This is a genomic window from Priestia megaterium (genome assembly GCF_009497655.1).
GTDB lineage: Bacteria > Bacillota > Bacilli > Bacillales > Bacillaceae_H > Priestia > Priestia zanthoxyli.
Genome location: NZ_CP023317.1, coordinates 984,901 through 1,008,138, shown reverse-complemented (window position 1 = coordinate 1,008,138; position 23,238 = coordinate 984,901). Strand labels below are relative to the sequence as shown.

Below are 23,238 nucleotides of genomic sequence, written 5' to 3'. Positions count from 1 at the left end.
GTATCATTTCAACTCGTTTCTGTTAAGGTCTCAGCTACAAAGTGCTTAAACTGCTTTGTTTCTTCCGTTTCACCTTTTGTTACGATATACGTATGTGAAGAAGGCCGGATAATTTTTTGCTGTGAAATGACGCTTAACGTTTGATTTTCAACTTCCTTTTTCACCATAGAAAATGGCAAATAAGATACGCCTAAACCTTCTTCAATAAAGCGCTTTGTAATTTCTACTTGCGTCACAGGAAGCAGCTGAATGTGAGGATAACAAGCCTTGATTTGAAGGAGTAAATCTTCCCAATAAACAGGATGATTATTCGTAAGCAGCCGGTAGGAAGATAACAGCTCCTGTTCCGTACGTGCCTCTGCAGAAAACGGGGCAACTAAGACTGCTTTTTCTTTATGAATTAACTCATAAAAAACGTCTGCCTGACCCGGAAGCATCCTTGTTAATCCAATATCTGAACTTCTGTCGCTGATGTCTTTTCCCACTTGAAACGAATTTGTGATATTAACCGTTACTTCAATATGGGGATATCTCTCTACAAATTGTTTGATGAGGCTTGGTAAAACAGATGCTGCTATTTGAGGAGCAGCGGATATAGCCAGTTTTCGGTTATATCCTTGCTTCCATAACTTAAAATTTCCTACTCCTTCTTCATATGCCCTCACCATTTTTTGAGCATGAGGCAAAAAAAAGCGTCCTGCCTCAGTCAGCGTGATGTATTTACCTTTTTTTTCAAAAAGCTCAGCACCTAACTCTTGCTGCAGTCGCTGAATATGCTTTGATACAGCAGGCTGTGTTAAAAATAAATCTTCAGACGCTTGCCTGAAATTTTCATAAGAAGCCGCTATGATGAATGTTTTTAACCATTTGATCTCCATTTTCTTCTCTCCATCTCTTTCTATTCATAACAAACTGGAATCAATACTGCTTATTTTTGTTTATTTTCTTTTCTGCCAAACTTCTATACGATATATGTATCTCAATATTACCAAATAAAGGAGCTGTAAAAATGAAAAATAACGTGAAAGAAAAATTTAATGCCCATGCTTCTCAGTATGATGAGCAGCGCCGCAAACTTATTCCTTGTTTTTTTGATTTTTATTCCATTCCCGTTTCTCTTCTTCACTTTTCAAACAAGCCGCTTCGCGTACTGGATATCGGAGCAGGTACAGGATTGTTTTCTTCTTTTGTCAAAGAAAAATACCCAGATGCTCATTTCACGTTGATTGACGTGTCAGATCAAATGCTTGAAAAAGCTAAGGAGCGCTTTAAAAACGAACAGCATATGGAATTTATTGTATCAGATATAACAAGCTACGAATTTGAGCACTCATTCGACATTGTAATTTCGTCACTTGCTATTCATCATTTAGAAGACGAGCAAAAGCAAAAGCTGTATGGGCAAATTCATAATTTACTGCATACAGGAGGAATATTTATTAATGCCGATCAAGTATTAGGCCATTCTTCTATTATTGAAGAGTTATATAAAAAAGACTGGAGTGAAAGAATTGCCGCAAGCGGATTAACGCATGAGCAAATTAAGGCTGCTCATGAACGTACGAAGTTAGATAAAATGGCAACTTTACATGATCAGTTAAATTGGCTAACAGCAAGCGGGTTTAGCACGGTGGATTGCATCTATAAATTTTTTAATTTTGTTGTAATGTATGCTCAAAAATAACGGTTTAAAAACTACTTGTCTCTTTGCAAGTAGTTTTTTTACTCTTTTCCTCCCTATATTCGAATAAGAATATTTATCTATTTCCACAAAACTACGCATACTTCTTTTCCAGTTTCGTATATCTAATAATAGCTTCGTTCTCCTGAACTTTTGAATTTTTTGTACATAAAACCCATATAAAGTATTTTTATACTATTTTATGTCTTTTTATGGTATAAAAAATACAACTATGTTACAATATGATTACAAAACAATCTGTACAACGCTTTCATTTCTTTACACGAAAATAAAGAACTGGAAAGGATGTGATGCTTATGTAAATATGAATCCGCTAGATTAGTAAACTTATATTCTTAAAGTTGTACAAAGCATCAAGAAAAACTTAGTTATTCTTATTATTATAAATTCCCGCTAGTAAAGTCTTTCTACTTAATGATTTCCTTATTAAGCTTATACATACAGGTATAGAAAATGCAGCTATTCGTCTTTTATTTTATTAGTGAAGAATTTATAGCACTGCCGCACCATACGTTTTTCATTAATGCAGCCTAAGGAGGCGCAGCACATGGCAAATAGAATATCAAGAACAACAATCGTACTCATAGCGGCTATCCTAGCTCTAGCCTGCTTGTTTGTAGGCGTTCCAAAAACAGAAGCTGCTTCAACACCATCTCATTTAATTATCATTAACAAAGCAACAAATAAACTCGCTTATTACCAAAATGGTTCACTTGTCCGAACGTTTTCAGTCGCAACAGGACGCACGCAGTCTCTTACACCAGAGGGCCATTTCAAAGTAGTGAATAAAATTGTCAATCGCCCTTATTACTCAGGGAACATTCCTGGTGGAGACCCTAGAAACCCTCTTGGCAACCGCTGGCTGGGTCTAAATGCAAGAGGTACATACGGCACGACGTATGCTATTCATGGAAATAATAATCCTGCTTCCATTGGCAAATATGTAAGCAGCGGATGCGTTCGTATGTACGATGAAGAAGTGGCATGGTTATTTAGTAAAGTGACCGTCGGTACACCGGTTGTGATTACAACTTCTTCTAAATCATTTAATGACATTGCAGCAGCAAACGGGTACAACGTTTCTGGAAACTCAGGTTCTACTCCAGCTCCTTCTACAGGAACTGTTTTAAAGAAAGGCAGTAAAGGAAATGCAGTTAAAGAACTTCAGCAGAAGCTAACTTCACTTGGCTATAACACAAAAGGTACGGACGGTGTGTTCGGTGCCAATACAGATTCAGCTGTGCGTAAGTTCCAAAAAGACCACGGCTTAACGGCTGACGGTATTGTTGGGCCAGCGACGTATAAAGCTTTAGGAAACCCTGGAACCAACCCGACACCAACAAATCCGACAAATCCAAAGCCAACAAATCCACCAGCGGATACAACAATTAACACAAAACAAACGCTTAAAAAAGGAAGCAAAGGCAGCAATGTTCAAGCTCTTCAAAAGAAATTAACGGCGCTTGGCTATGATACAAAAGGCACGGACGGTATCTTCGGCGCCAATACAGAAGCTGCTGTGCGTAAGTTTCAAAAAGACAATAAGCTAGCAGTGGACGGCGTGGCCGGACCTAATACGTTAACTGCTATTTCCAAACGCTAATAGAGCCTGAAATCAGGCTCTGTTTTTTTTATTTATAAACCTCTTTTTACACGGACTCCTTAATGAACCATTACGCCGTCTTTCTTTTCTACCACATACTTAATCAATTGATAAACCGTTCTCATAAGAATTTGCTGCTGATAGATATCGTTTTTGGCAGGAATCACACTTTCTATGACCCTGCTATATTTATACGGCTGATCTTCTTCTTCTTCTTTATAAAGAGCTAGCCAGTCCTTACGGGTATTTTCAAGCAGCTGTTCGTTGAAATAGGAATAAACGACGGTTGCGAACTCACCTGCCAACTCTTGAATAACCTGCTGTCGGTCGGTGACCGAATGATAGGTACTTGACCATCCAGACGGCTGACTTAAAAAATGCTCATACACAGATGAAATAACGGCGGACGCAATAGCTGGTACCGGTCCTTCATTCTCTCCTAAGGAAATGTTTAAACACGTTTCTCTGTCCATATAAGGAATGTTCAGCGACTCCATTGCTTCATAAAAAGCCTGCGAGACAGTCAAGTTTAAATAAATAGGATGCAGCTCTTGCTGCTTTTTTCTCGTTTCTGATACTAAAGCTGTCTTTAAGTCTTTATACAGAAAGTGACTCTCTTCCGATTCCTCGTGTACACATTCTAAAATAGACGTATTCCCTACTGTTAAATAGTAGTGAAGCTGTTTTCTCATAAGAGATGAAACGCTTTTAAGCGCACCATCTATCATTTTAGCCATGGCATGTTTTTTAGCATAACCCGTACGGCAGCTTGGAGAGGTAAGCAAATCTCCGTGTGTAACACAAACGTTTACCTTAGCACCGTGCCCATGTACGATGAGCTGCTGAAGAAATTGAATATCTAATTCTTTAAGCCCATGATGTACGTATAAAATAGAAGCTGCTTGTTTAAAAGAATCGTGGATGGTGCCCGTATATTCAACAGATGGATGCTCGCAAATCGCTACCCCTTTTTTAAAAGAAAAAGGGCCGAAAACTTCAATTCTACGAAACAATGGATAAATAAGGCGTCCGTTATTTTCTTCTTCTTCATTTGTTAGCGGATCAAAGAAAGACAGCTCTTTTGCTGTGAGACGGCAGGATATTGGCCAGTCGTCTTCTCCTATTTCCCACGTTCCTTCCTTGTATTCTCTCAACCGAGATTCAATTGCCAGAAGCATTTGCTCAGTGATCTTCCTACATTCAAGCCGCTTATGCCATACCTCTGCAAAATCTCTTCCTTCTTGATCAACAGCGTCTTTTACTATTTCACTTTCTCGTTTAATTGCATCTACAAATTGTTTGAATGAACTATTTTCGTCGCTCATTCTTAAAGGAACATCATCATTAAAATAACGGGCTTTGTATGGGATATCTCCCAAAAGAGCGCGCAGATTAAAAGAGGAATCTCCGTGTAATAACTCAAAGACCAAGTCATAATCCGTGCCTCCTTCAGCATACACTTCAGCGCTTCTTAGTAGGATATTCTCCACTTTCCTTTGCACTTCACTTCGCGTAAAAAAAGAGACGGCAGCTTCATAGTGTTGAGAATCCTTCACCTTATACGTAGCAGAATAAGCGCCTTTACTGCCTATTCCTAGAAAGCCGCACTCCTTTTTTATACCAAGAAGCTGGCGGATTAAAGATGTTTTGCCGCTTCCTTGTTCTCCTATTACATGAACGTACTCATACTCGCTGTCAATTTGTTCGCTTGTCTTTTTTTCAATATCGTTATAAAAAGCATTCACTACTCGTTCATCATACCTTGCTTTTGCTCTTCCTTTTGCAGTACTTGTCCAAAAATCCTGCACTCTCAGCAGTTCATTCATCTCTTCAACCAACATGTCAATTTCATCGTGTTGCTCTGTATACATAAACCGTTTAACAAACGGGTGCGATCTTCCTCTTTCATCTTTTTTAAACGGATGCTGAAACATAATTGACCAGCCTTTTCGCGTAGGAGACTGACAGGCTTTTGCACGAAAAACTTTCATTCATTTCCCCTTCTTTCCCTAACATTGTCCTATTTGAAATGTATGGCTTTTAAAGGGGGGATATGTCTATCATTTTCCTCTTTTTAGAAGGATTTTTCCTGCATTTATCGAAGTAATTAATTGAGGTGATGGGAGAATGTTGACAAAAATTGTGAAATGCAGCATACCGACTGATAAAAAAGCATCTTTTTCATATACGCAACAGCATTGGGCTGCTCTTGCACACGTGAATGGTTTCATTGGCCAATTAGGGGGTTGGAACGTGGAAGATGAAACAGATGCTTGTATTCTAGCTCTGTGGGAAGATGGAACAACTTATCAAGAATTCATGAAGCATACTCATGATTCTATTTTTTATAAAAGCAAGCAGGATCAAACATATACGAATTTGGACGTTTCAACATCAGATCCGTCCTACTTCATCGGAGCACGCTACAATTATTATAGAAGCAGCGCCATTGAAAGCCGTTATTTAGTAAAGACGGAAATTGAAGTCGATTTTTACGACAAAGAAGATATTCATGAGATGGTAAAAAGCTTGATAAATCCTTCTTATCGCTGTTTATCTCACGTTGTATCACCAATCGAGCATAGCAAGCTTGTCATTTTTTCATTATACGGATCTGCTTGTCCGCAAAAAACAATTGATACTTTCGTTCATCCAAATGTACTGAACGCGTCTCAATACATATATCAATTAGAGAAAAATTGGAACGTTCTTTCCAATTAAAAAATAGAAGCCTAGGCCCGACGCCAAAGCTTCTATTTTTTTATGATATGAACCTCTTGTTTTTGTACGGTAATGACTTCCTCCGTCATTCCTACAAACAAACCGCTTTCTACTACGCCTGGAATCATTGTAAGCTGTTTTTCCAGCACAGCAGGATTTTCAATTTCTGAAAAATGGCAGTCTAGAATATAATTTCCGTTATCAGTGATAAACGGCGTATGATCATCTAAAAGCCTAAGCTGCGGTACACAACCTGCACTGCGAATATGCTTCGCCGTCATTTCCCAGCCAAAACGTATAACTTCAACAGGAAGAGGAAAAGCTCCTAGCGTCTTCACTATTTTCTTAGAATCCGCAATCACGATAAACCGCTTCGCTGCGTACGCAATCATTTTTTCTCGAAGCAGCGCGCCTCCTCCTCCTTTAATTAAAGAAAGCTCGCTATCCACTTCATCCGCTCCGTCAATTGCTATATCAATATATTCAACATCCGCTAAGGTAACAATAGGAATACCTAGTTTCCTTGCCAGTTCTTCTGTTTTTTGAGAAGTAGGAACCGCTTTGATGTTTAATCCATTTTTTACTCGTTCACCTAGTTTGACAATTGTATAATAAGCTGTTGAACCTGTTCCTAGCCCTACAATCATTCCATCTTCAACAAATTGTGCTGCTTTTTCACCAACTGCTTGTTTTTCAATCATACGAAGGCCTCCTTACTCATATTGTACCCGTTTACATAAAAAAGCAAAAGCATTATGAATCCTTACGAAAAAACTCAGCTGACTATTCAGCTGAGTTTTTTTGAAACTGTGTATTTAGAAGAATTTTTTCTACCCAATACTGCTGTTTTGTACTGTTTGTCTGTTCGCTGCTTTTTAGTTCAAACGTATAGTAAATATACCTGCTTGAATAATCATCATTCACATAAGCATGATAAATGCTATGCTTTCCATCTCTTGTTTGTTTTTTCACATAAATCGTTGCATTTTTACCTTTTAACATGTAATCAGGCTGAAACGCATCCATTTTTTTTTGAGCTGCTTTGCTTTTTTTCTTAGAAAATAAAGCCGTTATTTTCCCAGCATTGTATGAATCATTTTCCTTCGTTGATGCTGTCCATACTTCACTTTCATCTTCACTGCTTTTATAAGAAGATTTATGAATAACATACTGAAGCGGAAACCACATGCTATATTGATTGGTATCCGAAGTAAATAATTCAAATCCATTGTCTGTTTGTTCATGATCGACCAAAAACGTACTCGTAAACTTATCTGCCTGGGCTTCACTTTTAAATTTCCCGCTTTGAAACAGCCAAATTCCTACGGCAATGACCAATGCTCCAGCTACTGATGCGGCTTTTTTTCGATCCATTGTTTCCACACACCTTTTAATACCCCTTTAACTTTCGATAATACCATATTCATGTTTACATCGTCATAAGGAGAAATAACCAAAGGATTATCAAAGCGCACATGCTAATTTAACTAGAGAAAATAAACTTTTTTACAATAGTAAATTTGATAACAGACGCTGAGCTAACAGCCGGTTTGCTTTGCCCGGCTCTATCGTATACGTTATTAATTCCTGCTCGCAAAATGATTAGACCGAATTCACCCACATACATTGTGCAAAAAATGTACTCAACAAAAAAAGAAGTGCTGTATGCACTTCTTTTAGGGGTTAATCTTTAGTCGACTGTTCCTTTGCTTCTGCAATGGCTTTTTTTAAATGTCCGTCATGTTTAGCAAGCAACCGGTGCACTTCATCACCTTCTATAGAAGTAAGAAGCGCAAGGATAGCGGCTTTTGGCGTTTTGTATGTTTGTAAACTTTCGGCTGCCTCTTCTGATGAGACGCCTGTTAGTTCTGCAATAATATTTTTAGCACGCTGGACGAGTTTATCATTAGTCGGCTGTACGTCTACCATTAGATTGCTGTAGACTTTACCAATTTGAATCATAGAAGCCGTCGTCAGCATATTAAGAACAAGCTTTTGAGCAGTTCCGGCTTTCATTCTGGTAGAACCTGTTACAACTTCCGGGCCTGATTCTGCTACTATTGCATAGTTTGCTTCTTGTTCCATAGCTGATTGAGGAGAATTTACAACGCAGCCCGTTACTGCCCCCAGGCTGTTTGCATACGCAAGCGCTGAGAGTGTATAAGGCGTTCTTCCACTTGCAGCTATCCCTACAAGAATATCTTTATTTGATAAATTAATCGCTTTCAAATCTTCTATCGCTTGTTTCTTATTATCTTCTGCTCCTTCTAACGCGTGCCGGAGCGCCTTGTCTCCCCCGGCTATGATCCCAACTACTTGTTCGGCAGGTGTACCGAATGTTGGTACACATTCAGATGCATCTAACACGCCTAGCCGCCCGCTTGTACCTGCTCCGATATAAATCAGACGTCCGCCTTGTTTAAAAGCACTGACAATTTCATCTACTAACAAAGCAATAACAGGCAGTACCTTATTGATTGCCTGAGGCACTTGGTGATCTTCTTCATTAATTTTTTTTACAATTTCCAGGCTTGATAATTCATCAATGTTTAACGTTTGCGGATTGCGTTTTTCTGTTAAGATATGATTTAAGTTCACTGTGATCCCCTGCCTTTTCCACGATCATTTTTTCTCTATTGATACTCTTTCATGAACAGCTGATAAGCTCCTTTAGCAGATGATACTCGCTGTGTTGCCCACTGGATATGCTTTATTTCTTTTTCACATGTTTTTTTATAAACATCAAACACTTCTGGAACTTCCATTAAAATGCTGCCTTTGCATGCCAGCAAGCAGCTCCCTTCAAACCGCTGTTTCTTATACAAATGAAGAGTCATGTTTGCAAGGTTCTTTCCAGCCCGTTGAAGAATGTCACTTGCTTCTTGTTTATAATTTCTCGCTTGATTTACAACAAGCGGAGTGAGTGAAGCAACTTCTGATTTAGGAGATGAATAGACAAACTTTTTTATGTCGTGTATGGTGTCTGCTTTTACATGTTGCAAGATTGTCTGACTAAGGCTGCTGTACGGACGGTTTTGATCATGCTCTTTCGTCAGCAATATCAGTGCTTGAAGACCAATCCAATATCCGCTTCCTTCATCTCCAAGAAGGTGTCCCCACCCTCCACCGTATTCATACACTCCATCTTTTTTACCAATGCTGACAGCTCCAGTTCCTGCAATGGTTAAAATCCCTTCTTTTCCATGCAGTAGTGCTTCATGTGCAATCATGGCGTCATCATATAAATCTACTTCTACTTGATAACGATTATAAAAATATCTTTTTATTTCTTCTTTGGATAATGCTTTACTTCCAGCAAGTCCTAGTGAAATGCCTTTACATGTATGACCAGCAAGCTCAGTTTTGCACGCCATAATACATTCATCAATATGAGTAATAGCCGTGTTGTAATTAATGAGTAAATTGCCGTAACCGCTTTTTGAAGCAGCGAGCTGTTGGCCGTCTAAGCTGTACGCAACGGCTTCTGTTTTTGTTCCCCCGCCGTCAATACCAATAATATAGTCCATTTCATCACCGCTCACAAAAAGCAAATTTATCCCATGGCTGCAGTTCATTTAATAAGAAAATTTCCTCTTCCGCAATGCGGCCTACTACGTTTGTTTTACCTGAGTTCTCCATGTCTAACAGCGCAATTTGCAGCTCTCCTTTGTACTGACCGTAGAGTTCATTTTCTATTAAAATATCGCCTCTTCGAATGGAAGGAGTATGCGTAGGCTTGAATTCTTCTTTTTTATATTTTACTCGGCTTTGCGTAGAGCGAATTAAATAATCCGATACGTCTCCACGGTAAAAATGAAACTCTTCTAGCACAATTTTTTTCTCAAGCTCGGTAATCGTATCATACAGGTTCACATTAAAGGTAAAGCGCTCTTGCTGAACAACATCACGCAGCGACTTCATTTCTTCTTCCGATGCATAAGCATTCGCAATGATTGCACAATCAATTAATCCCGTTTTAAAAAGATGCTTAGCCTGCACGTCGATCGGAAGCGTGCGATGCATTTCAAGCGTACAAAGCCCTTCAGTAACAGGCCACGGTCCAAAAGTAGCGCTTGGTGAATTAATAAACGCTGCTGTTTCAAGGTTATGTTCTTTAAACAACGCTGAACACTTCATAAAGTGATCATACGACAATCCCGCATATCGATGAGGATAGAAGTTGTGCGACCCCAATAGCTGTTTTCGATTCGGCTGGTAACTTAAAATATTATCAACATACTTTGTTGCATTACTCATATTAATTTCAATTTTTAAGCCGTATGGATTAAAGGTCATAATGGACTCTTCATTTCCCGTATAGCCTAGATCAAGACGAATAGCATAAGCCCCTAATTCGTGAAAAAAAGATAGATCATCATAAGAAATGCCGAGCGCTCCAAATACGCGAGGAGCGATATCCACTACTACTTCCATCTCTAGCTCATTGGCAAACTCAATGATTTCTTTAAAATTTGCCATTACTTTTTTCTGATCGCCTTCAACAGAAAGCAAGCACGTAAAAATGCGGGTAAATCCGTATTGATGCGCAAGTGCTATATACGCTTTATCTTTTTCCACAGTCGAATGTTCCGGATAAATCGCAATACCTAGCTTTTTCATTGATTTTCGCCTTCTTTTTTAAATTTTTTAATAAGCTTAATCATATGTTCAATTAATTTTTGCTCTGAAATAGCCGTCATTAAATGATCTTGTGCGTGAATTAAAAGCAGCGACTTTTCAATTGTTTTTCCGTTCAATTCACGTTGAATAAGCGCAGTTTGCGTTTTATGAGCATGACTGAGCTCTTCTTGAGACTGCTTTAAAAGTTCGTCAGCTTTATTAAAATCATAATCTTCAGCTGCTTCTAACGCTTCATATGCCAGTGACCTAGCATTTCCTCCGTATGCAATAAGTTCAAAAATTTCATTTTCCATATTTGCTGCTTCTGTCATTTCTTCCATCCCCTTTTTTATAGTGGTGCAGGCGTAATGTTTCCTAATATTACAGGAGACAAAGCACCAGTTGCACTTGGTACATTGCTTGGATAACCTGCAAGTGTTTCATTTGCGAGCACCGCAAAAGCTACGGCTTCTTTTGCTTCTGAAGACATCCCTATTTCTTCTTGTGTATACACACTGCAGCGCTTCCCTAGCTTGGCTTTAATCATATTCATCAGCGTATTGTTATAACTTCCGCCTCCTCCAATAATCACTTCGTCAATAGAATAGGCAGGAAAAATAAATGTTTCATAGTGATGTACAATGGATGATGCCGTGAACATGGTAATCGTAGCTAGCAAATCTTCTTTTTTATGGTTGCTATATTTCTCTAGCAGTCTCCTTGTGTACTGTGTACCGAACAGCTCTCTTCCCGTCGATTTAGGAGGAGAAAGATTCATGTAATCATGGTTCATACAGTCTTCTAAAAGCTCTGAAATAATAGTTCCTCCAGCTGCTAAACACCCATTTTCATCAAATGAAACATGAAAAAGCTGCTGACACGCTTCATCTATCATCATATTTCCCGGCCCCGTATCAAAAGCTACTACGGGTATAGGAGAGTGTTTTGGCGGAATCAACGTTACATTCCCAATACCTCCAATGTTTTGAAGCAGCCTTGTACGGTCAGCGTGGCTGTACAAAATTCGTTCGGTGTGAGGAACTAACGGAGCACCTTGCCCGCCCGCTGCCATGTCCATCACTCTGAAGTTTGCCACTACCTTCGTTTTAGTTTCATAGGCAATAACAGCGGGCTCTCCAATTTGGAGTGTAGACATCGCTGTATTTCCTGAAGCATACGGCTGATGGTAAATGGTTTGACCATGCGATCCGATGACATTTACTTGTTCAAGAGAAAACCCGGCTTCTTGGCACACTCTTTTCACTGCATCTGCAAACGCGTAGCCAAGTTTAAAATTCAAGCTGCAGATCAGCTGTACATTTGAATGTTCGAGAGAAAGCGCCTGTTCAATTTCTTTTTTTAACGGCGGTGAAAACGGCATGGTAATGAACTGAAGAAGCTTAACTTTACTTCCATAGCCGCTTCCTTCAATCTCCACAAGAGCTGCATCAATTCCGTCCAGTGACGTTCCTGACATAAGTCCAACAGCATACATACTACGCATTCACTTCCTTAAAAAAAGCGGGTAAATACTTGCGATGAGCTTGAAGCAGTTCGTCTAAGACCGCCTTAGCCAGTTCGTCACTTGGAACAAGCGGATTAATGGTCAGGGCAACCAGCGCTTTTTCGTAAGATCCTGTAACCGCGGCTTCTGCTCCTACTCGTTCAAACGATTTAATTTGCTGCACGAGTCCATTCACTTCTACCGGAAGTTCACCGACAGCGAGTGGTACTGGTCCTTGCTTTGTTACAACACAGTTTACTTCAACCGCAGATTCGTTTGGCAGTGAAGAAATGGCGCCATTATTTCTTACATTTAATGTTTGAATATCACCTTTATCGTTATAAATGGATGAAATTAAATTACATGCGGCATCGCTGTAGTAAGCGCCTCCTCGTTTTTCCAGCTGCGGAGGCTTACTTTCTATATTTGGGTTTTTGTAGAGTTCAAAAAGTTCGGCTTCTAATGCTTTGACCACTTCAGCGCGCATAGTACCTGACTGAAAGGCCAAAAGCTCTTCTGCTACTATTTCTTTTGTTTTATAGTAATAGCGGTGATAAGGACATAAAATCACGCCAAGAGCTTCCAAAAAATCCGGTTGCCACGGAATAGGAGCTATGTTTCTCATTGTTACTTGAGACTTTGGATTACTTAAAAGTTGAATGACTTCTTGCGTTACTTCCTTTCCTTTTGCATACACATGCAGCCCGTATACCAAGTGATTTAACCCTGCAAATTCAATGTGCACATCTTCTTTTTCGATTTGAAGCAAGCTGGCGATTGAGTTCGTCATATGTACAGGCAGGTTACAGACTCCTACTACTTTAGAATGCTTTCCGTAGCGAAGCAGCGCCTCCGTTACCATACCGGCAGGGTTTGTAAAATTAATAAGCCAGGCGTTTGGACAAATTTCGTGTATTTCCTCGGCAATTTTCAACAAAACCGGGATTGTTCGCAAGCCCTTAAATAATCCTCCCGCCCCGTTTGTCTCTTGACCAATCATTCCGTACTTAAGAGGGATGCGTTCATCTTGAATACGCGCATCAAGCTGGCCTACTCTAAGCTGTGTCGTTACAAAATCAGCATTTATTAACGCTTTTTTTCGATCAAGCGTTAAATGAATTTCCATATCAACACCTGCTTTTTTGACCATTCTTCTAGCAAGTGCTCCTACAATTTCAAGCTTCTCTTTTCCTTCTTCAACATCTACAAGCCACAGTTCTCGAATTGGAAGCTCATTGTACCTTTTAATAAACCCTTCGACCAATTCAGGCGTATAGCTTGATCCTCCCCCTATTGTCACTACTTTCATTCCTTGCCCCTCCTTGTTAAAAAACGGCTAAATATGTAACGGCTGTGCACCCTGCCCCGAGCAAAACAAAGCGTATACAAACAGCGGTTTTAGATAAAGCTGCTGTTGAAAGCCGAATAGAAATAAATGTTGTAAGCAAAGCTGCTGACAGACTTGTAATGGCAAATAAACTATGCTGCGCTGACAAACCAGCATACTGCAGCAAAGGTGTAAAAATAACGTTACAAAGAACCATGGTCAACAGAAATAAAAACACGGTTTTATATCGAAATCGAACAAACATTGATCTTCACTCCTATTAAAGAGATAGAAGCCAAACAAGTTGGCTTCTCTTTCTTTACATTTGAACTGAGCTATCGGATGGTGTAACCGTTGCTTCATCGCTTCTTTCCATTTCAACCATCTTTCGGTCGTACATTTTAAAGAACGGAAGATAAATCACAACAGAAATAGCAATATTGACAACGACCAGTACAACCGCCCGCCAGTCTCCTCCGGTCGATAGATATGCCCCAATCGGCGCCGGGAGCGTCCAAGGAACCATTACGTATGTTGGAGTAATAAGGCCTGTCGCAGTTGCTGCGTATGAAATGATCGTTGTAATAATCGGGATGATGATAAAAGGAATAATTAAAATAGGATTTAAGACAATTGGCAAACCGAAAATAATTGGTTCGTTAATATTAAAAACCGCTGGAATAAAAGATGTCCTAGAGAGCGCTTTCGAATATTTAGATTTTGAGAAAAACAGCATTGCTAAAGCAAGGCCTAGCGTTGCTCCAGATCCTCCGATCCAAACAAACCATTGAAAGAACGTTTCGGGTGCAATATACGGGAGCGTTGAAGCTCCGTCTGCTACCGCTTCAGCATTTTTCGCTAAATATACTTCCCATACAGGCCGTGCCACTGTCCCAACAACAGAGACGCCGTGAATTCCAAATGACCAGAAAAACGTAATTAAGAAAACCGGTATTAATACTCCTGCTAAACTATCTCCTGCCTCTACAAGCGGAGCAACTAGTTTATCAACTAAATGATGAAGATCGATACCTAAAACAATTGTAATAATGGTCATAAGTACAACAACAATCGCAACTGGAATTAGCGCTTCAAAAGACCTCGATACCGAAGGTGGCACTTGCTCCGGCATTTTAATGGTGACATTTTTTGCTTTACAAAACCTGAGAATCTCGACTGATAAAATCGATACAATCATCGTCACAAATAAACCATGTCCTCCAAGGTTGGTCATTGGAAGCATAAATCCTTCTTCTTCAATCAGCTTTGGAGTCACCGTAAGAAGTAGTGCAGCAACTGCAATTTGTGCTCCTGACAGCGGATCGAGATTATAGCTTTTGGACAAGTTATACCCTATCCCAAAGGCTATATATAAAGACATAATAAACATCGTTACGCGATACGGTATTAAAATGTTGGCGCTGTTATCAGCTGCCCATTTCGCAATTGTGCTATCTTGCGGCACAGGAGGAAATGCTAAAATTAAGAAAAAACTTCCGATAATGATAAACGGCAAAGCGGAAATAACACCATCACGAATGGCTTGAAGATGCCGCTGTTCTGATAACCTGGCCATGGGTCCCGATAAATTGTTCTCTAAAAACGACACAAATTTGCTCATATACCCTTTCCCCCTCTATATTCTCCCCTTGTGTAATAAACCCCTTATTTATTTAAAAAGCAGGAAGAAACCTGCTTTCCTTAGCTAACGAGCTGTTGAACCGTTTTATAAAGCGTCGGACCTCCAAGCGGCGTATAAGCCTGCGGCGGAATGGGCCCGCATGGAACAGAAGCTTTATCCGCTTCCGCTTTCACTGCGTTAAACCGGTGACGAATCTGCGGTGCAACCATTACAACGTCCCAGCCCTTTTGAATTTCCTCTGCCACTTCATTTGTCCCAATTGCCAGCACTTCCATATCCGTTCCGTGCTTTTGTGCTTCTGTTTTTAATGCTTTCACCACAATCGCACTTGACATTCCTCCAGAACATACAAACAATACCTTCATTTTCTCGTTTCCCCCTACCTCTTAATTTTTTGAATTACATTATGTGTATCGATTATGCGCTCAAACACTTGATTGCCTTTTTGAATACATAACCGTATAAACATCGCATCTACAATGGCTAGCTGAGCAATACGAGCGCTCATCGTTCCAATTCGAATATGCTGCTCTTCTACTGAAATAGTCAGCAGAATATCAGCTAATCTAGAAGCTGGAGATGATCCGTGCTGCGTTAGCAAAATAACCGCTGCCCCTTTATCTTTGGCTATTTGCATCAGCTCCACCACTTCTTTTGTTTGACCGGAAGTCGATACTACAAACAGCACATCATCTTTTGTCATATTCGTAGCCATCACCATTTGAACGTGACTATCTAATGAAAACAGCGCTGAAATATCAATTCGAAGCAGTTTATACTGCGCATCTAGCGCAACTACAGATGATCCCCCTGCTCCGTATAAAAACACTCGTGTCGCTCTATGAATAGCTTCCGCAGCTGCATCAATTGCAGAAGAGCTCACTAAACGACTCGTGTTCATAAGTGCGCTCATACTTTTGCTCATGACTTTTTCAAGCACAGCTTCGGTCTCGTCTTCAAAATTAACCGGAAGATTCGGCAGCTGCTCGTTATTCACCTTATGGGCATCTTTTGCTAATTCAATCTTTAATTCTTTAAAACTATTAATCCCTACACGCTGACAAAAGCGGATAATCGTAGCTTCGCTGCACTGACACTGCTTAGCTAGCTGTTTGGTCGTTAAGTTCAACGTGGTCGTAGGATTTTCTAACACGTAATCAGCTACTCTTCCTTCAGCAGGACTGTAATGATTCATTTGTGCATCGATTAAAGTAAGTACGGAAAATTGGCGCATGAATTCCTCCATCGTTAAGTAACGTATTTCTAAAATATTCTTTAAATTACCATTATTATATTTTTTCTGAAGTTTAATTTCAATATTTTTCTGATATTTTTAAAACTTTATTTTATTTTTCAGAATATTTTATTAAAACCTATTGTGAATATAACGACCGCATGCTATATTATGAAAGAAATTTTATCTCAACCAAAAAAGAAGGAGGAACGAACATGCATATAAAAAAATGGATTGGAGGCATCTTGTTTTTGCTGCTGTTTTGTTCGAGCACATTACCTGCTAAAGCAGACGTACCTACTACGTATCAAAAACGGGAGCTTCGAGCGGCTTGGATTGCAAGCGTATACAATATTGACTGGCCTTCTCAGCCTGGTCTTCCGGTTGAGCAGCAAAAAAAAGAGTTTACCTATTTGCTAGATGAAGTACAAAAGATGGGAATGAATGCTGTGGTCGTTCAAATTAAACCTACCGCTGATTCCTTTTATCCGTCGAAATATGGCCCGTGGTCAGAATATTTAACGGGTACACAAGGTAAAGATCCCGGCTACGATCCTCTAGCTTTTATGGTGGAGGAAGCACATAAGCGCAACTTAGAATTCCACGCATGGTTTAACCCTTACCGCATTACCATGAATCATACTGATTTAAACAAACTTGCCGATAATCATCCTGCCAAACAACATCCTGATTGGGTCGTCTCCTATGGAAAACAACTCTACTACAACCCAGGTATTCCCGAAGTAAAAAACTTTATTATTGAAGAAGTGCTCGAAGTCGTAAGAAACTATGATATTGATGCTGTTCATATGGATGACTATTTTTATCCTTACAAAATTGCAGGTCAAACGTTCCCTGATCAAAAAACGTATCAAACCTACGGTGCTCAAACGTTTTCGAATATTGAAGACTGGCGCCGAGACAATGTTAATCAGCTTGTTCGAGATTTAAATACGGCTATTAAAAGAACAAAATCATACGTGAAGTTTGGCATCAGTCCGTTCGGCGTGTGGAGAAACATCGCTAATGATCCAACTGGCTCTGAGACGACTGCTGGACAAACAAACTACGATGATTTGTATGCTGATACGCGTACGTGGATTCAAAATGGATATATTGATTACATCACTCCGCAAATTTATTGGAATATTGGATTTGAACCCGCTGCTTACGATACGCTGCTCAACTGGTGGAGAGATGAAGTTCGCGGAAAGCCAGTTCACCTTTATATTGGACAAGCTGCTTATAAAATTAATAACAACGCGGTGGAAGCATGGTCTGATCCCGATGAGTATCCAAGGCAAATTGCTCTTAATCATCAATTTCCAGAAGTACATGGGAGCATGCATTTTAGCCTGAAAGATTTGAACCGAAACCCACTAGGAATAAAAGATAAGCTGCAAAACGATATTTATAAACATCCTGCTCTTATTCCGGCAATGCCTTGGCTTGATGATACGGCTCCAAAAGCACCAAAATTAAAAAACGCGGGCCCTCATACAAAAGAAGCGGCGTTTGAAATTCGAGATCATCAGCAGAATGATTCCGCCTATTATGCCATTTATCGCTTCCAAGGCAATAAACGAGGTGACATCAACAACGCAGAAAACTTACTGACAACCGTTCGAAAAACAGGAGAAACACAATTATTTGTAGATCAAAGCGCACTCAAAAATCAAACATACACATATGTTGTAACCTCTGTTGACCGTTTGCATAACGAAAGTGCTGTTTCCCGTACGCTTACTGTAAAAGCACCTCATTAAAAAAGGTTCTATAACAAAATGTATGGTAGGATAAAGAAATCAAATGATGCTTTATCAAGCCATTCTGTTATAGAAAGTAGTGAAAAAAGATGGAACCAAACTATGATCGCGCCTTTGGCGTATATGGAATTTGTATGCGAGATGACAAGCTGCTTGTTATTCGAAAAAATAGAGGGCCGTATATTCATCGCTTTGATTTGCCAGGTGGACAGCTAGAACACGGTGAAACATTAACAGATGCGATGAAAAGAGAATTTAGTGAAGAAACTGGCTTTGAAATTACTATTATTTCTCAAGCCGGTACAACGGATTTTCAGTATCCCTGTAAGTGGAAAGAATTTACCCATGTACATCACATTGCTGTTTTTTATTACGTAGACATTGCCGGCGGTGAGCTTCTTTCCAACCCCGTCCAGTTTGAAGGACAAGATTCTTTGGAAGCATTGTGGATTGCACCCCAAGATCTTAACATCGATAATGCTTCTCCTCTTGTTCTAAAAGCAGTGGAATCTTTAAGCTTATTATCATGGCCTTATGAATCTCAGATTTATGATGAGTGGGAACTTAAAACCTCCGAATGATGATAGTGACTAAACAGTACTTCTAAATATCGCAGGCTTAGCTTCTGTTTAGGCCAAAATCAGAAAATATGTTTAATTTCTTTCTAACGGTGGAATAGACAAGTAACACTACTTAATCACTAATAGAAAGGAAGATTAAAATGAGTAAAGGTTTAGGAGATAAAGTTAAAGGAAATGTATCAAAAGCTAAAGGTGAAGTAAAAGATCAAGTCGGAAATGCAACGAATAACCGCGATCTTCAGCGTGAAGGAAAAGCTGAGAAAGCAAAAGGAAATGCTCAAAAAGCAGTAGGCGAAACAAAAGATACATTTAGCAATAAATAAAAAAGGACGAGCTTAATGCTCGTTCTTTTTTTATTTAATAAGCTGATTTAAGCTTTTAATGATTACGTTTGGCTGCAACTCTTTATGCTCAGCTACATTTCCTTTTCGGTTAACCCAAGCCGTTGCGAACCCGTAGTTTTTAGCACCGGCAATATCCCATGTATTCGATGACAGAAACAATACTTCTTCTCTTTTTGCATTCATTTTATTTTTTGCATAATGATAGCTTGCCATTGTAGGCTTGTACTGTTTGATTTCGTCTATGGAAATAACGTCTTCAAATAAATGATTCATATTGTGATAAGAAACAAGCGGATCAATCATATGCTTAGGACCATTCGTAAAAATAGCCAGACGATATCCTTTTTCTTTTAAATAGGCGAGCACCTCTTTGACCTCATCGTAGACATTCAGCTTCATGTAAGCACTCATCAGCATTTTTTCTTCATGTTCCGTTAAATCAATATCATTTGCTTCTGCTGCATATTTCAGGGATTGATTTGTTAATGTATAAAAGTCAACGTATCGTCCCATCAGCTGATATTGCATTGCATATTCAATTTGCTTCAAACGCCATAAATGGCTAATACTTTCTCCTCGTTCCGGATACAGCTTATCACACGTTTCAATAACGGTATGTACATCAAACAGTGTTCCATATGCATCAAATAAAATCGTTTTAAATTTCATCTGTGTTCGCCTCCTTCTTTCATTTTACCCACTCGTAAAAAAACATAACGTTTTTTCTGTTAAAAAAGAGGCATATTACCAGCTGAAGTATGCTCATTTCTTATGAAGATAAAAAAACAGCAGGCTCTCCTACTGTTTATAATCCCACACGACTTTCCATTCTCCTTTTTCACGAACAGCATACACTTTCTGCACCAAATCAAAGTTTCCATATTTCCCTTTATACGTTTGGATAACGGTCATTTCGTAAACAACAGGAAACGCTTTACGATCATTTTCCATCTTCCAGCTCTTTCTTTTTTCAACATCTTCAATGGAATACGTAAAAGTGTCTACTCCGAAATGATTGAGAAATACGTGTGCTCGATCTTGTATGTATGCACCTTTTGTCCACTTCTTTTTCATGGACGAATGAAAAAGGTTCCATGATTCCGAAAAGTTCCCTTCCTGTTCTAGCGTATAAAATTCTTTTACAGCAGATTTGGCTTGATGACTCGGAGAAAAGAATGTAAATTGAAACATCCAAATTCCCAGCGCAATCAAAGCAAGAAACACAGCTACTCCTAAACTTCGCTTCAAAAGCAGTGTTTTTTTTCGATACAAGTAAAAAGCCCCTTTATCAAAAATGCAGTATACAACAGCTTATTCGATATCAGGGCTTTTTAGTATTGCCGAACTAAACTTATCGGACATATCCTCAAAAAAGAGATTGAGACATAACTACACACATGAAATCTACGTTCACCTTAACCATAAAAGATCCGAACAATTCACCGTTCAGATCTTCCTTCAACTAAACTACGTTTGTCCCAGCCTCTTTCTGCGCTATACAATGTGAAAAGCCATTTGCATGGCTGCTAAAAAGCCCACGAACACAAGGCCCGTCACGAGACCCTCTTTCCAATCTGGCCGGTCTCCTCGAACAAATTTAGCAATATCATACGATAGCATGGCTGCTAAAAAAATCGTTAAAACAATATACAGCGGCTCCATCTTCTATCACCCACTATTTCTTTTCTTCAGTGTAACAACTTTTTCATAAGTATGCATGTAAAAAAAGCAGCTTAAAATTCTTGACGAATGTGTGAAATTTCTCTTTTTTATGCATAAACTACTTAAAAGCGTGAAAGGAAGATGCCCTTTGTCTGCTTTTAATCCTCAGCAATTTAGCGTCACATACCGGCAAGGAAGCACGCCCACCTTTCCTTTTATTGGGCGTCGCTATACGCTCACCCATTCTGAACAAACAGACGATTTATTTCTTTGGATCGACGAAAAGTTTGCTGTTGATCAATTAAATGAGCAGCGAAATGAGCTTTTTGCCGAATGGCTCCACAAAGACGGTGTTGATACGCTGTATGTATACGTATTTATTGGAAATGAACACACGGAAAAGTCTGTTCAAGCCATACGGTATGCTATTTTCAAACAAGAAATGCCTTACTTACTAAAAGCATTGCGCTACGGTGATGCCACGTTTTTCAACGCTCACCCTGCTTTAGATCGTTCCCCCATTTACGTACATTTTCATTCCAGTGACAAAGAATTTCATTCCATTCGATATTTTCAAACGCCTTCTCACTATGCCTAAGCATATGAGAAGGGATCTTTACTTCGTTAATCTCCTGTTTTCCAAACTCCATTTCTTCTAGGGTCTCCCGCCCCTTCCATTTGTTTATCTTGAAAATTAATGGTTAACGCTTGGATACCTCCATAAAAGACGTCGCTTTCCTTTGTTTCTATCCGAAACGCAGAAGGGATATTTTTTGTATCTAAATCAGGCTCTATATAAATAGTCGAATCGTCAAAAATAAATCGCGGTTCATTTACAGCTTCTTGAAGCGGTTCATTTCCTTCAAGATTTTTAGAAAGTACCTGAGTTAAAATTTGAGGAATCCGTGTTCCGCCAGGAGAACCTATCCCCATCGCCCACTCGCCTTTTTCTCTTATAATAGTTGGAGCTGTAAAGGTTCTTGCTCTTTTTCCTGGCTCACGATTATTCGGTTCTTTGCTTCCAAACGTATCAGCATTGTTATTAAGAAAAAAACCGTCAACTTGTTCGCCTGTACCAAAGAAGTTACTTAACGTATTGGTTGTTGATACGACGGTTCCTTCTGAATCAATAACTACAAAATGTGTTGTACTTTCGTGTTCTTCATCCCCTTCACCTGAAGAACTTGTCGGGTGATTGACCAGGTTTGTTATATAATCATCACTAACTAACTCACTTGAGTTTTGATTATGAAAGTCAGGATCGCCGATTTGTTTTAACCGGTCGGAGTAAGCTGCTTTTTTAATTCTGTTCATCGTTTCGTAATAGTCTTTGTCAGGCATTGTTTCAAGATTTTCTTTCTCTGCCATTTTTAACATTTGAATCAGTGTAATCCCGGAAAAAGGCGGAGGCGCTGAAATCACTTCCGTTCCATTGTAAGCAGAAACGACAGGCTTGGTTTCTGTCACTTGATAGGAAGATAGGTCTTTTTTAGAAATAGGCGTTGCATCAGCAAGATCTTGTGCCAAATCTCCTTTATAAAATGCAGATGCACCTTCTCGCTGAATCTTAATTAACGTTTTAGCCAACACTGGCTGGGACAGCGTTTCTCCTTCTTCGATTGCTTCTCCCTTCGGATAAAAAGCAGATAGATCATCCACATCCATCCTTCCTCTAGAATAATACAATCGCGAAGATAAAAGAGAGTCTACTTCAAACCCTTTTTCAGCGTATTCAACGGCCGGCTGAATTAAATCACTCATTGATTTTGTGCCATACTTCTGCTGAATATATTCCATGCCAGCCACAAATCCCGGCACGCCGTTTTTACCGCTCATAGAAGTTGGAGCGGTTTCCCGGTAATCGATAAAGGTAGCAGGCTGATCTTTTTTGGCAATCAGCATACCTCCACCTCCGCCAATTCCGGATCCAAAAGGTTCGACTACATTGAGGGCATACGAAATAGCAATGGCCGCATCTACTGCATTCCCGCCTTCTTTTAATACGTCCATCCCTACATTTGCTGCCAGAGAATTCGATGAACTCACACCATAAGAATGATCATTATTTTTTTTAAGCAGCTTGTTAGGACTAAGATCTGTACTCGATTGAGTCATAAAAAAAGCGGCTATAACCCCGATTAACAACAAAACAGCAACAATATTAAATAACAGTAATTTTCTATTCACACATTCCCCTCCATTTTTACTCATATGTATATTTTGTGAAGCGCTTTCATTTTTATCCATACATTAAATTGCACACAAAAAAGACATCGCCCCGGACGATGCCTTTTTATTACTATATATGTTTTATTTCCCAGAAGCTGCTGCAGCATCATTTACTGCATCTGTAGCAGCAGATTTTGTTTGTTCAATCATTTTTACGTTATTTTCGATTTTTTGCTGTTCATCTGTTGAAAGAGTAGCCGGATGTTTTAAAGCTCCAAGTCCTGCTACTACTCCTGCTACAATAGCAATTGGTCCTACAATCCCTACGATACGTTTTGCGATCATTTTCTATTCCTCCAATTA

Annotated in this window: 26 protein-coding genes; 7 read left to right on the top strand and 19 right to left on the bottom strand. The window is 39.4% G+C overall.

Annotated features, from left to right (window positions below):
• Positions 1 to 8: 8 nt before the first annotated feature.
• The gene (locus CEQ83_RS05140) at positions 9 to 878 is read right to left on the bottom strand and encodes a LysR family transcriptional regulator (protein WP_154991665.1); all 870 of its coding nucleotides are present in this window, start codon (positions 876 to 878) and stop codon (positions 9 to 11) included.
• Positions 879 to 1,009: 131 nt separating this feature from the next.
• Between CEQ83_RS05140 and CEQ83_RS05135 the strand changes: the two genes are divergently transcribed.
• Complete coding sequence (locus CEQ83_RS05135; RefSeq protein ID WP_154991666.1) at positions 1,010 to 1,684, top strand: class I SAM-dependent methyltransferase; 675 nt, start codon at positions 1,010 to 1,012, stop codon at positions 1,682 to 1,684.
• Between the two features lie 565 nt (positions 1,685 to 2,249).
• Positions 2,250 to 3,305, top strand: coding sequence for a L,D-transpeptidase family protein (locus CEQ83_RS05130; RefSeq protein WP_154991667.1), 1,056 nt, complete (start codon positions 2,250 to 2,252; stop codon positions 3,303 to 3,305).
• A gap of 59 nt (positions 3,306 to 3,364) precedes the next feature.
• On the opposite strand, the gene CEQ83_RS05125 is transcribed toward CEQ83_RS05130, so the two are convergent.
• Positions 3,365 to 5,296, bottom strand: coding sequence for a hypothetical protein (locus tag CEQ83_RS05125; RefSeq protein ID WP_154991668.1), 1,932 nt, complete (start codon positions 5,294 to 5,296; stop codon positions 3,365 to 3,367).
• A 136-nt stretch (positions 5,297 to 5,432) separates the two neighbouring features.
• On the opposite strand from CEQ83_RS05125, the gene CEQ83_RS05120 reads away from it, so the two are divergent.
• Positions 5,433 to 6,026: a YdbC family protein gene (locus CEQ83_RS05120; protein ID WP_013055735.1), complete on the top strand. Its 594-nt coding sequence runs from the start codon at positions 5,433 to 5,435 to the stop codon at positions 6,024 to 6,026.
• A 32-nt stretch (positions 6,027 to 6,058) separates the two neighbouring features.
• On the opposite strand, the gene rpiA is transcribed toward CEQ83_RS05120, so the two are convergent.
• From rpiA to CEQ83_RS05055, 12 genes are all read right to left on the bottom strand, one after another.
• The gene (gene rpiA / locus CEQ83_RS05115) at positions 6,059 to 6,727 is read right to left on the bottom strand and encodes a ribose-5-phosphate isomerase RpiA (RefSeq protein ID WP_098113750.1); all 669 of its coding nucleotides are present in this window, start codon (positions 6,725 to 6,727) and stop codon (positions 6,059 to 6,061) included.
• 82 nt (positions 6,728 to 6,809) lie between these two features.
• Positions 6,810 to 7,400 carry a hypothetical protein gene (locus CEQ83_RS05110; protein WP_098113749.1) on the bottom strand — a complete coding sequence of 197 codons (591 nt, stop codon included), beginning with the start codon at positions 7,398 to 7,400 and terminating at the stop codon, positions 6,810 to 6,812.
• A gap of 309 nt (positions 7,401 to 7,709) precedes the next feature.
• The gene (gene murQ / locus CEQ83_RS05100; RefSeq protein ID WP_049163109.1) at positions 7,710 to 8,624 is read right to left on the bottom strand and encodes an N-acetylmuramic acid 6-phosphate etherase; all 915 of its coding nucleotides are present in this window, start codon (positions 8,622 to 8,624) and stop codon (positions 7,710 to 7,712) included.
• 35 nt (positions 8,625 to 8,659) lie between these two features.
• Positions 8,660 to 9,553, bottom strand: coding sequence for a BadF/BadG/BcrA/BcrD ATPase family protein (locus CEQ83_RS05095; protein ID WP_049166334.1), 894 nt, complete (start codon positions 9,551 to 9,553; stop codon positions 8,660 to 8,662).
• A gap of 4 nt (positions 9,554 to 9,557) precedes the next feature.
• Complete coding sequence (locus CEQ83_RS05090) at positions 9,558 to 10,646, bottom strand: DUF871 domain-containing protein (RefSeq protein WP_049163107.1); 1,089 nt, start codon at positions 10,644 to 10,646, stop codon at positions 9,558 to 9,560.
• Positions 10,643 to 10,978: a PTS lactose/cellobiose transporter subunit IIA gene (locus CEQ83_RS05085; protein ID WP_013055725.1), complete on the bottom strand. Its 336-nt coding sequence runs from the start codon at positions 10,976 to 10,978 to the stop codon at positions 10,643 to 10,645. Before CEQ83_RS05085 ends, CEQ83_RS05090 begins: the two co-directional genes overlap by 4 nt.
• A 17-nt stretch (positions 10,979 to 10,995) precedes the next feature.
• A complete protein-coding gene (gene anmK / locus CEQ83_RS05080; protein ID WP_049163104.1) occupies positions 10,996 to 12,141 on the bottom strand; it encodes an anhydro-N-acetylmuramic acid kinase AnmK in 1,146 nt (381 codons plus the stop codon).
• Position 12,142: 1 nt separating this feature from the next.
• Complete coding sequence (locus CEQ83_RS05075) at positions 12,143 to 13,459, bottom strand: 6-phospho-beta-glucosidase (RefSeq protein WP_154991669.1); 1,317 nt, start codon at positions 13,457 to 13,459, stop codon at positions 12,143 to 12,145.
• A gap of 16 nt (positions 13,460 to 13,475) precedes the next feature.
• The gene (locus CEQ83_RS05070) at positions 13,476 to 13,742 is read right to left on the bottom strand and encodes a hypothetical protein (RefSeq protein WP_033578208.1); all 267 of its coding nucleotides are present in this window, start codon (positions 13,740 to 13,742) and stop codon (positions 13,476 to 13,478) included.
• Between the two features lie 54 nt (positions 13,743 to 13,796).
• Positions 13,797 to 15,098, bottom strand: a complete 1,302-nt coding sequence (locus CEQ83_RS05065; RefSeq protein ID WP_033578207.1) for a PTS sugar transporter subunit IIC — start codon at positions 15,096 to 15,098, stop codon at positions 13,797 to 13,799.
• Between the two features lie 80 nt (positions 15,099 to 15,178).
• On the bottom strand, positions 15,179 to 15,484 hold the full coding sequence (locus tag CEQ83_RS05060) for a PTS sugar transporter subunit IIB (RefSeq protein WP_028412249.1): 306 nt from the start codon (positions 15,482 to 15,484) through the stop codon (positions 15,179 to 15,181).
• Positions 15,485 to 15,498: 14 nt separating this feature from the next.
• Complete coding sequence (locus CEQ83_RS05055; protein ID WP_154991670.1) at positions 15,499 to 16,353, bottom strand: MurR/RpiR family transcriptional regulator; 855 nt, start codon at positions 16,351 to 16,353, stop codon at positions 15,499 to 15,501.
• 215 nt (positions 16,354 to 16,568) lie between these two features.
• On the opposite strand from CEQ83_RS05055, the gene CEQ83_RS05050 reads away from it, so the two are divergent.
• From CEQ83_RS05050 to CEQ83_RS05040, 3 genes are all read left to right on the top strand, one after another.
• On the top strand, positions 16,569 to 18,119 hold the full coding sequence (locus tag CEQ83_RS05050) for a glycoside hydrolase family 10-like protein (RefSeq protein WP_033578205.1): 1,551 nt from the start codon (positions 16,569 to 16,571) through the stop codon (positions 18,117 to 18,119).
• A gap of 89 nt (positions 18,120 to 18,208) precedes the next feature.
• Positions 18,209 to 18,700 (top strand): NUDIX hydrolase, encoded by a 492-nt coding sequence (locus CEQ83_RS05045; RefSeq protein WP_028412246.1) that lies wholly within the window; start codon positions 18,209 to 18,211, stop codon positions 18,698 to 18,700.
• Between the two features lie 140 nt (positions 18,701 to 18,840).
• Positions 18,841 to 19,023 (top strand): CsbD family protein, encoded by a 183-nt coding sequence (locus tag CEQ83_RS05040; RefSeq protein ID WP_014461302.1) that lies wholly within the window; start codon positions 18,841 to 18,843, stop codon positions 19,021 to 19,023.
• 30 nt (positions 19,024 to 19,053) lie between these two features.
• Here CEQ83_RS05040 and CEQ83_RS05035 read toward each other — a convergent pair whose 3' ends face one another.
• The 3 genes from CEQ83_RS05035 to CEQ83_RS26940 form a co-directional block, all read right to left on the bottom strand.
• Complete coding sequence (locus tag CEQ83_RS05035) at positions 19,054 to 19,713, bottom strand: haloacid dehalogenase type II (RefSeq protein WP_028412245.1); 660 nt, start codon at positions 19,711 to 19,713, stop codon at positions 19,054 to 19,056.
• A gap of 129 nt (positions 19,714 to 19,842) precedes the next feature.
• Positions 19,843 to 20,316, bottom strand: coding sequence for a hypothetical protein (locus CEQ83_RS05030; protein ID WP_028412244.1), 474 nt, complete (start codon positions 20,314 to 20,316; stop codon positions 19,843 to 19,845).
• Between the two features lie 222 nt (positions 20,317 to 20,538).
• Positions 20,539 to 20,706, bottom strand: a complete 168-nt coding sequence (locus tag CEQ83_RS26940) for a hypothetical protein (protein ID WP_014461305.1) — start codon at positions 20,704 to 20,706, stop codon at positions 20,539 to 20,541.
• A gap of 148 nt (positions 20,707 to 20,854) precedes the next feature.
• On the opposite strand from CEQ83_RS26940, the gene CEQ83_RS05025 reads away from it, so the two are divergent.
• Positions 20,855 to 21,304: a staygreen family protein gene (locus CEQ83_RS05025; RefSeq protein ID WP_028412243.1), complete on the top strand. Its 450-nt coding sequence runs from the start codon at positions 20,855 to 20,857 to the stop codon at positions 21,302 to 21,304.
• Positions 21,305 to 21,330: 26 nt separating this feature from the next.
• Here CEQ83_RS05025 and CEQ83_RS05020 read toward each other — a convergent pair whose 3' ends face one another.
• The gene (locus CEQ83_RS05020; protein ID WP_098626051.1) at positions 21,331 to 22,893 is read right to left on the bottom strand and encodes a gamma-glutamyltransferase family protein; all 1,563 of its coding nucleotides are present in this window, start codon (positions 22,891 to 22,893) and stop codon (positions 21,331 to 21,333) included.
• A 123-nt stretch (positions 22,894 to 23,016) separates the two neighbouring features.
• Positions 23,017 to 23,220, bottom strand: coding sequence for a CapE family protein (locus tag CEQ83_RS05015; protein ID WP_014461308.1), 204 nt, complete (start codon positions 23,218 to 23,220; stop codon positions 23,017 to 23,019).
• Positions 23,221 to 23,238 lie beyond the last annotated feature (18 nt).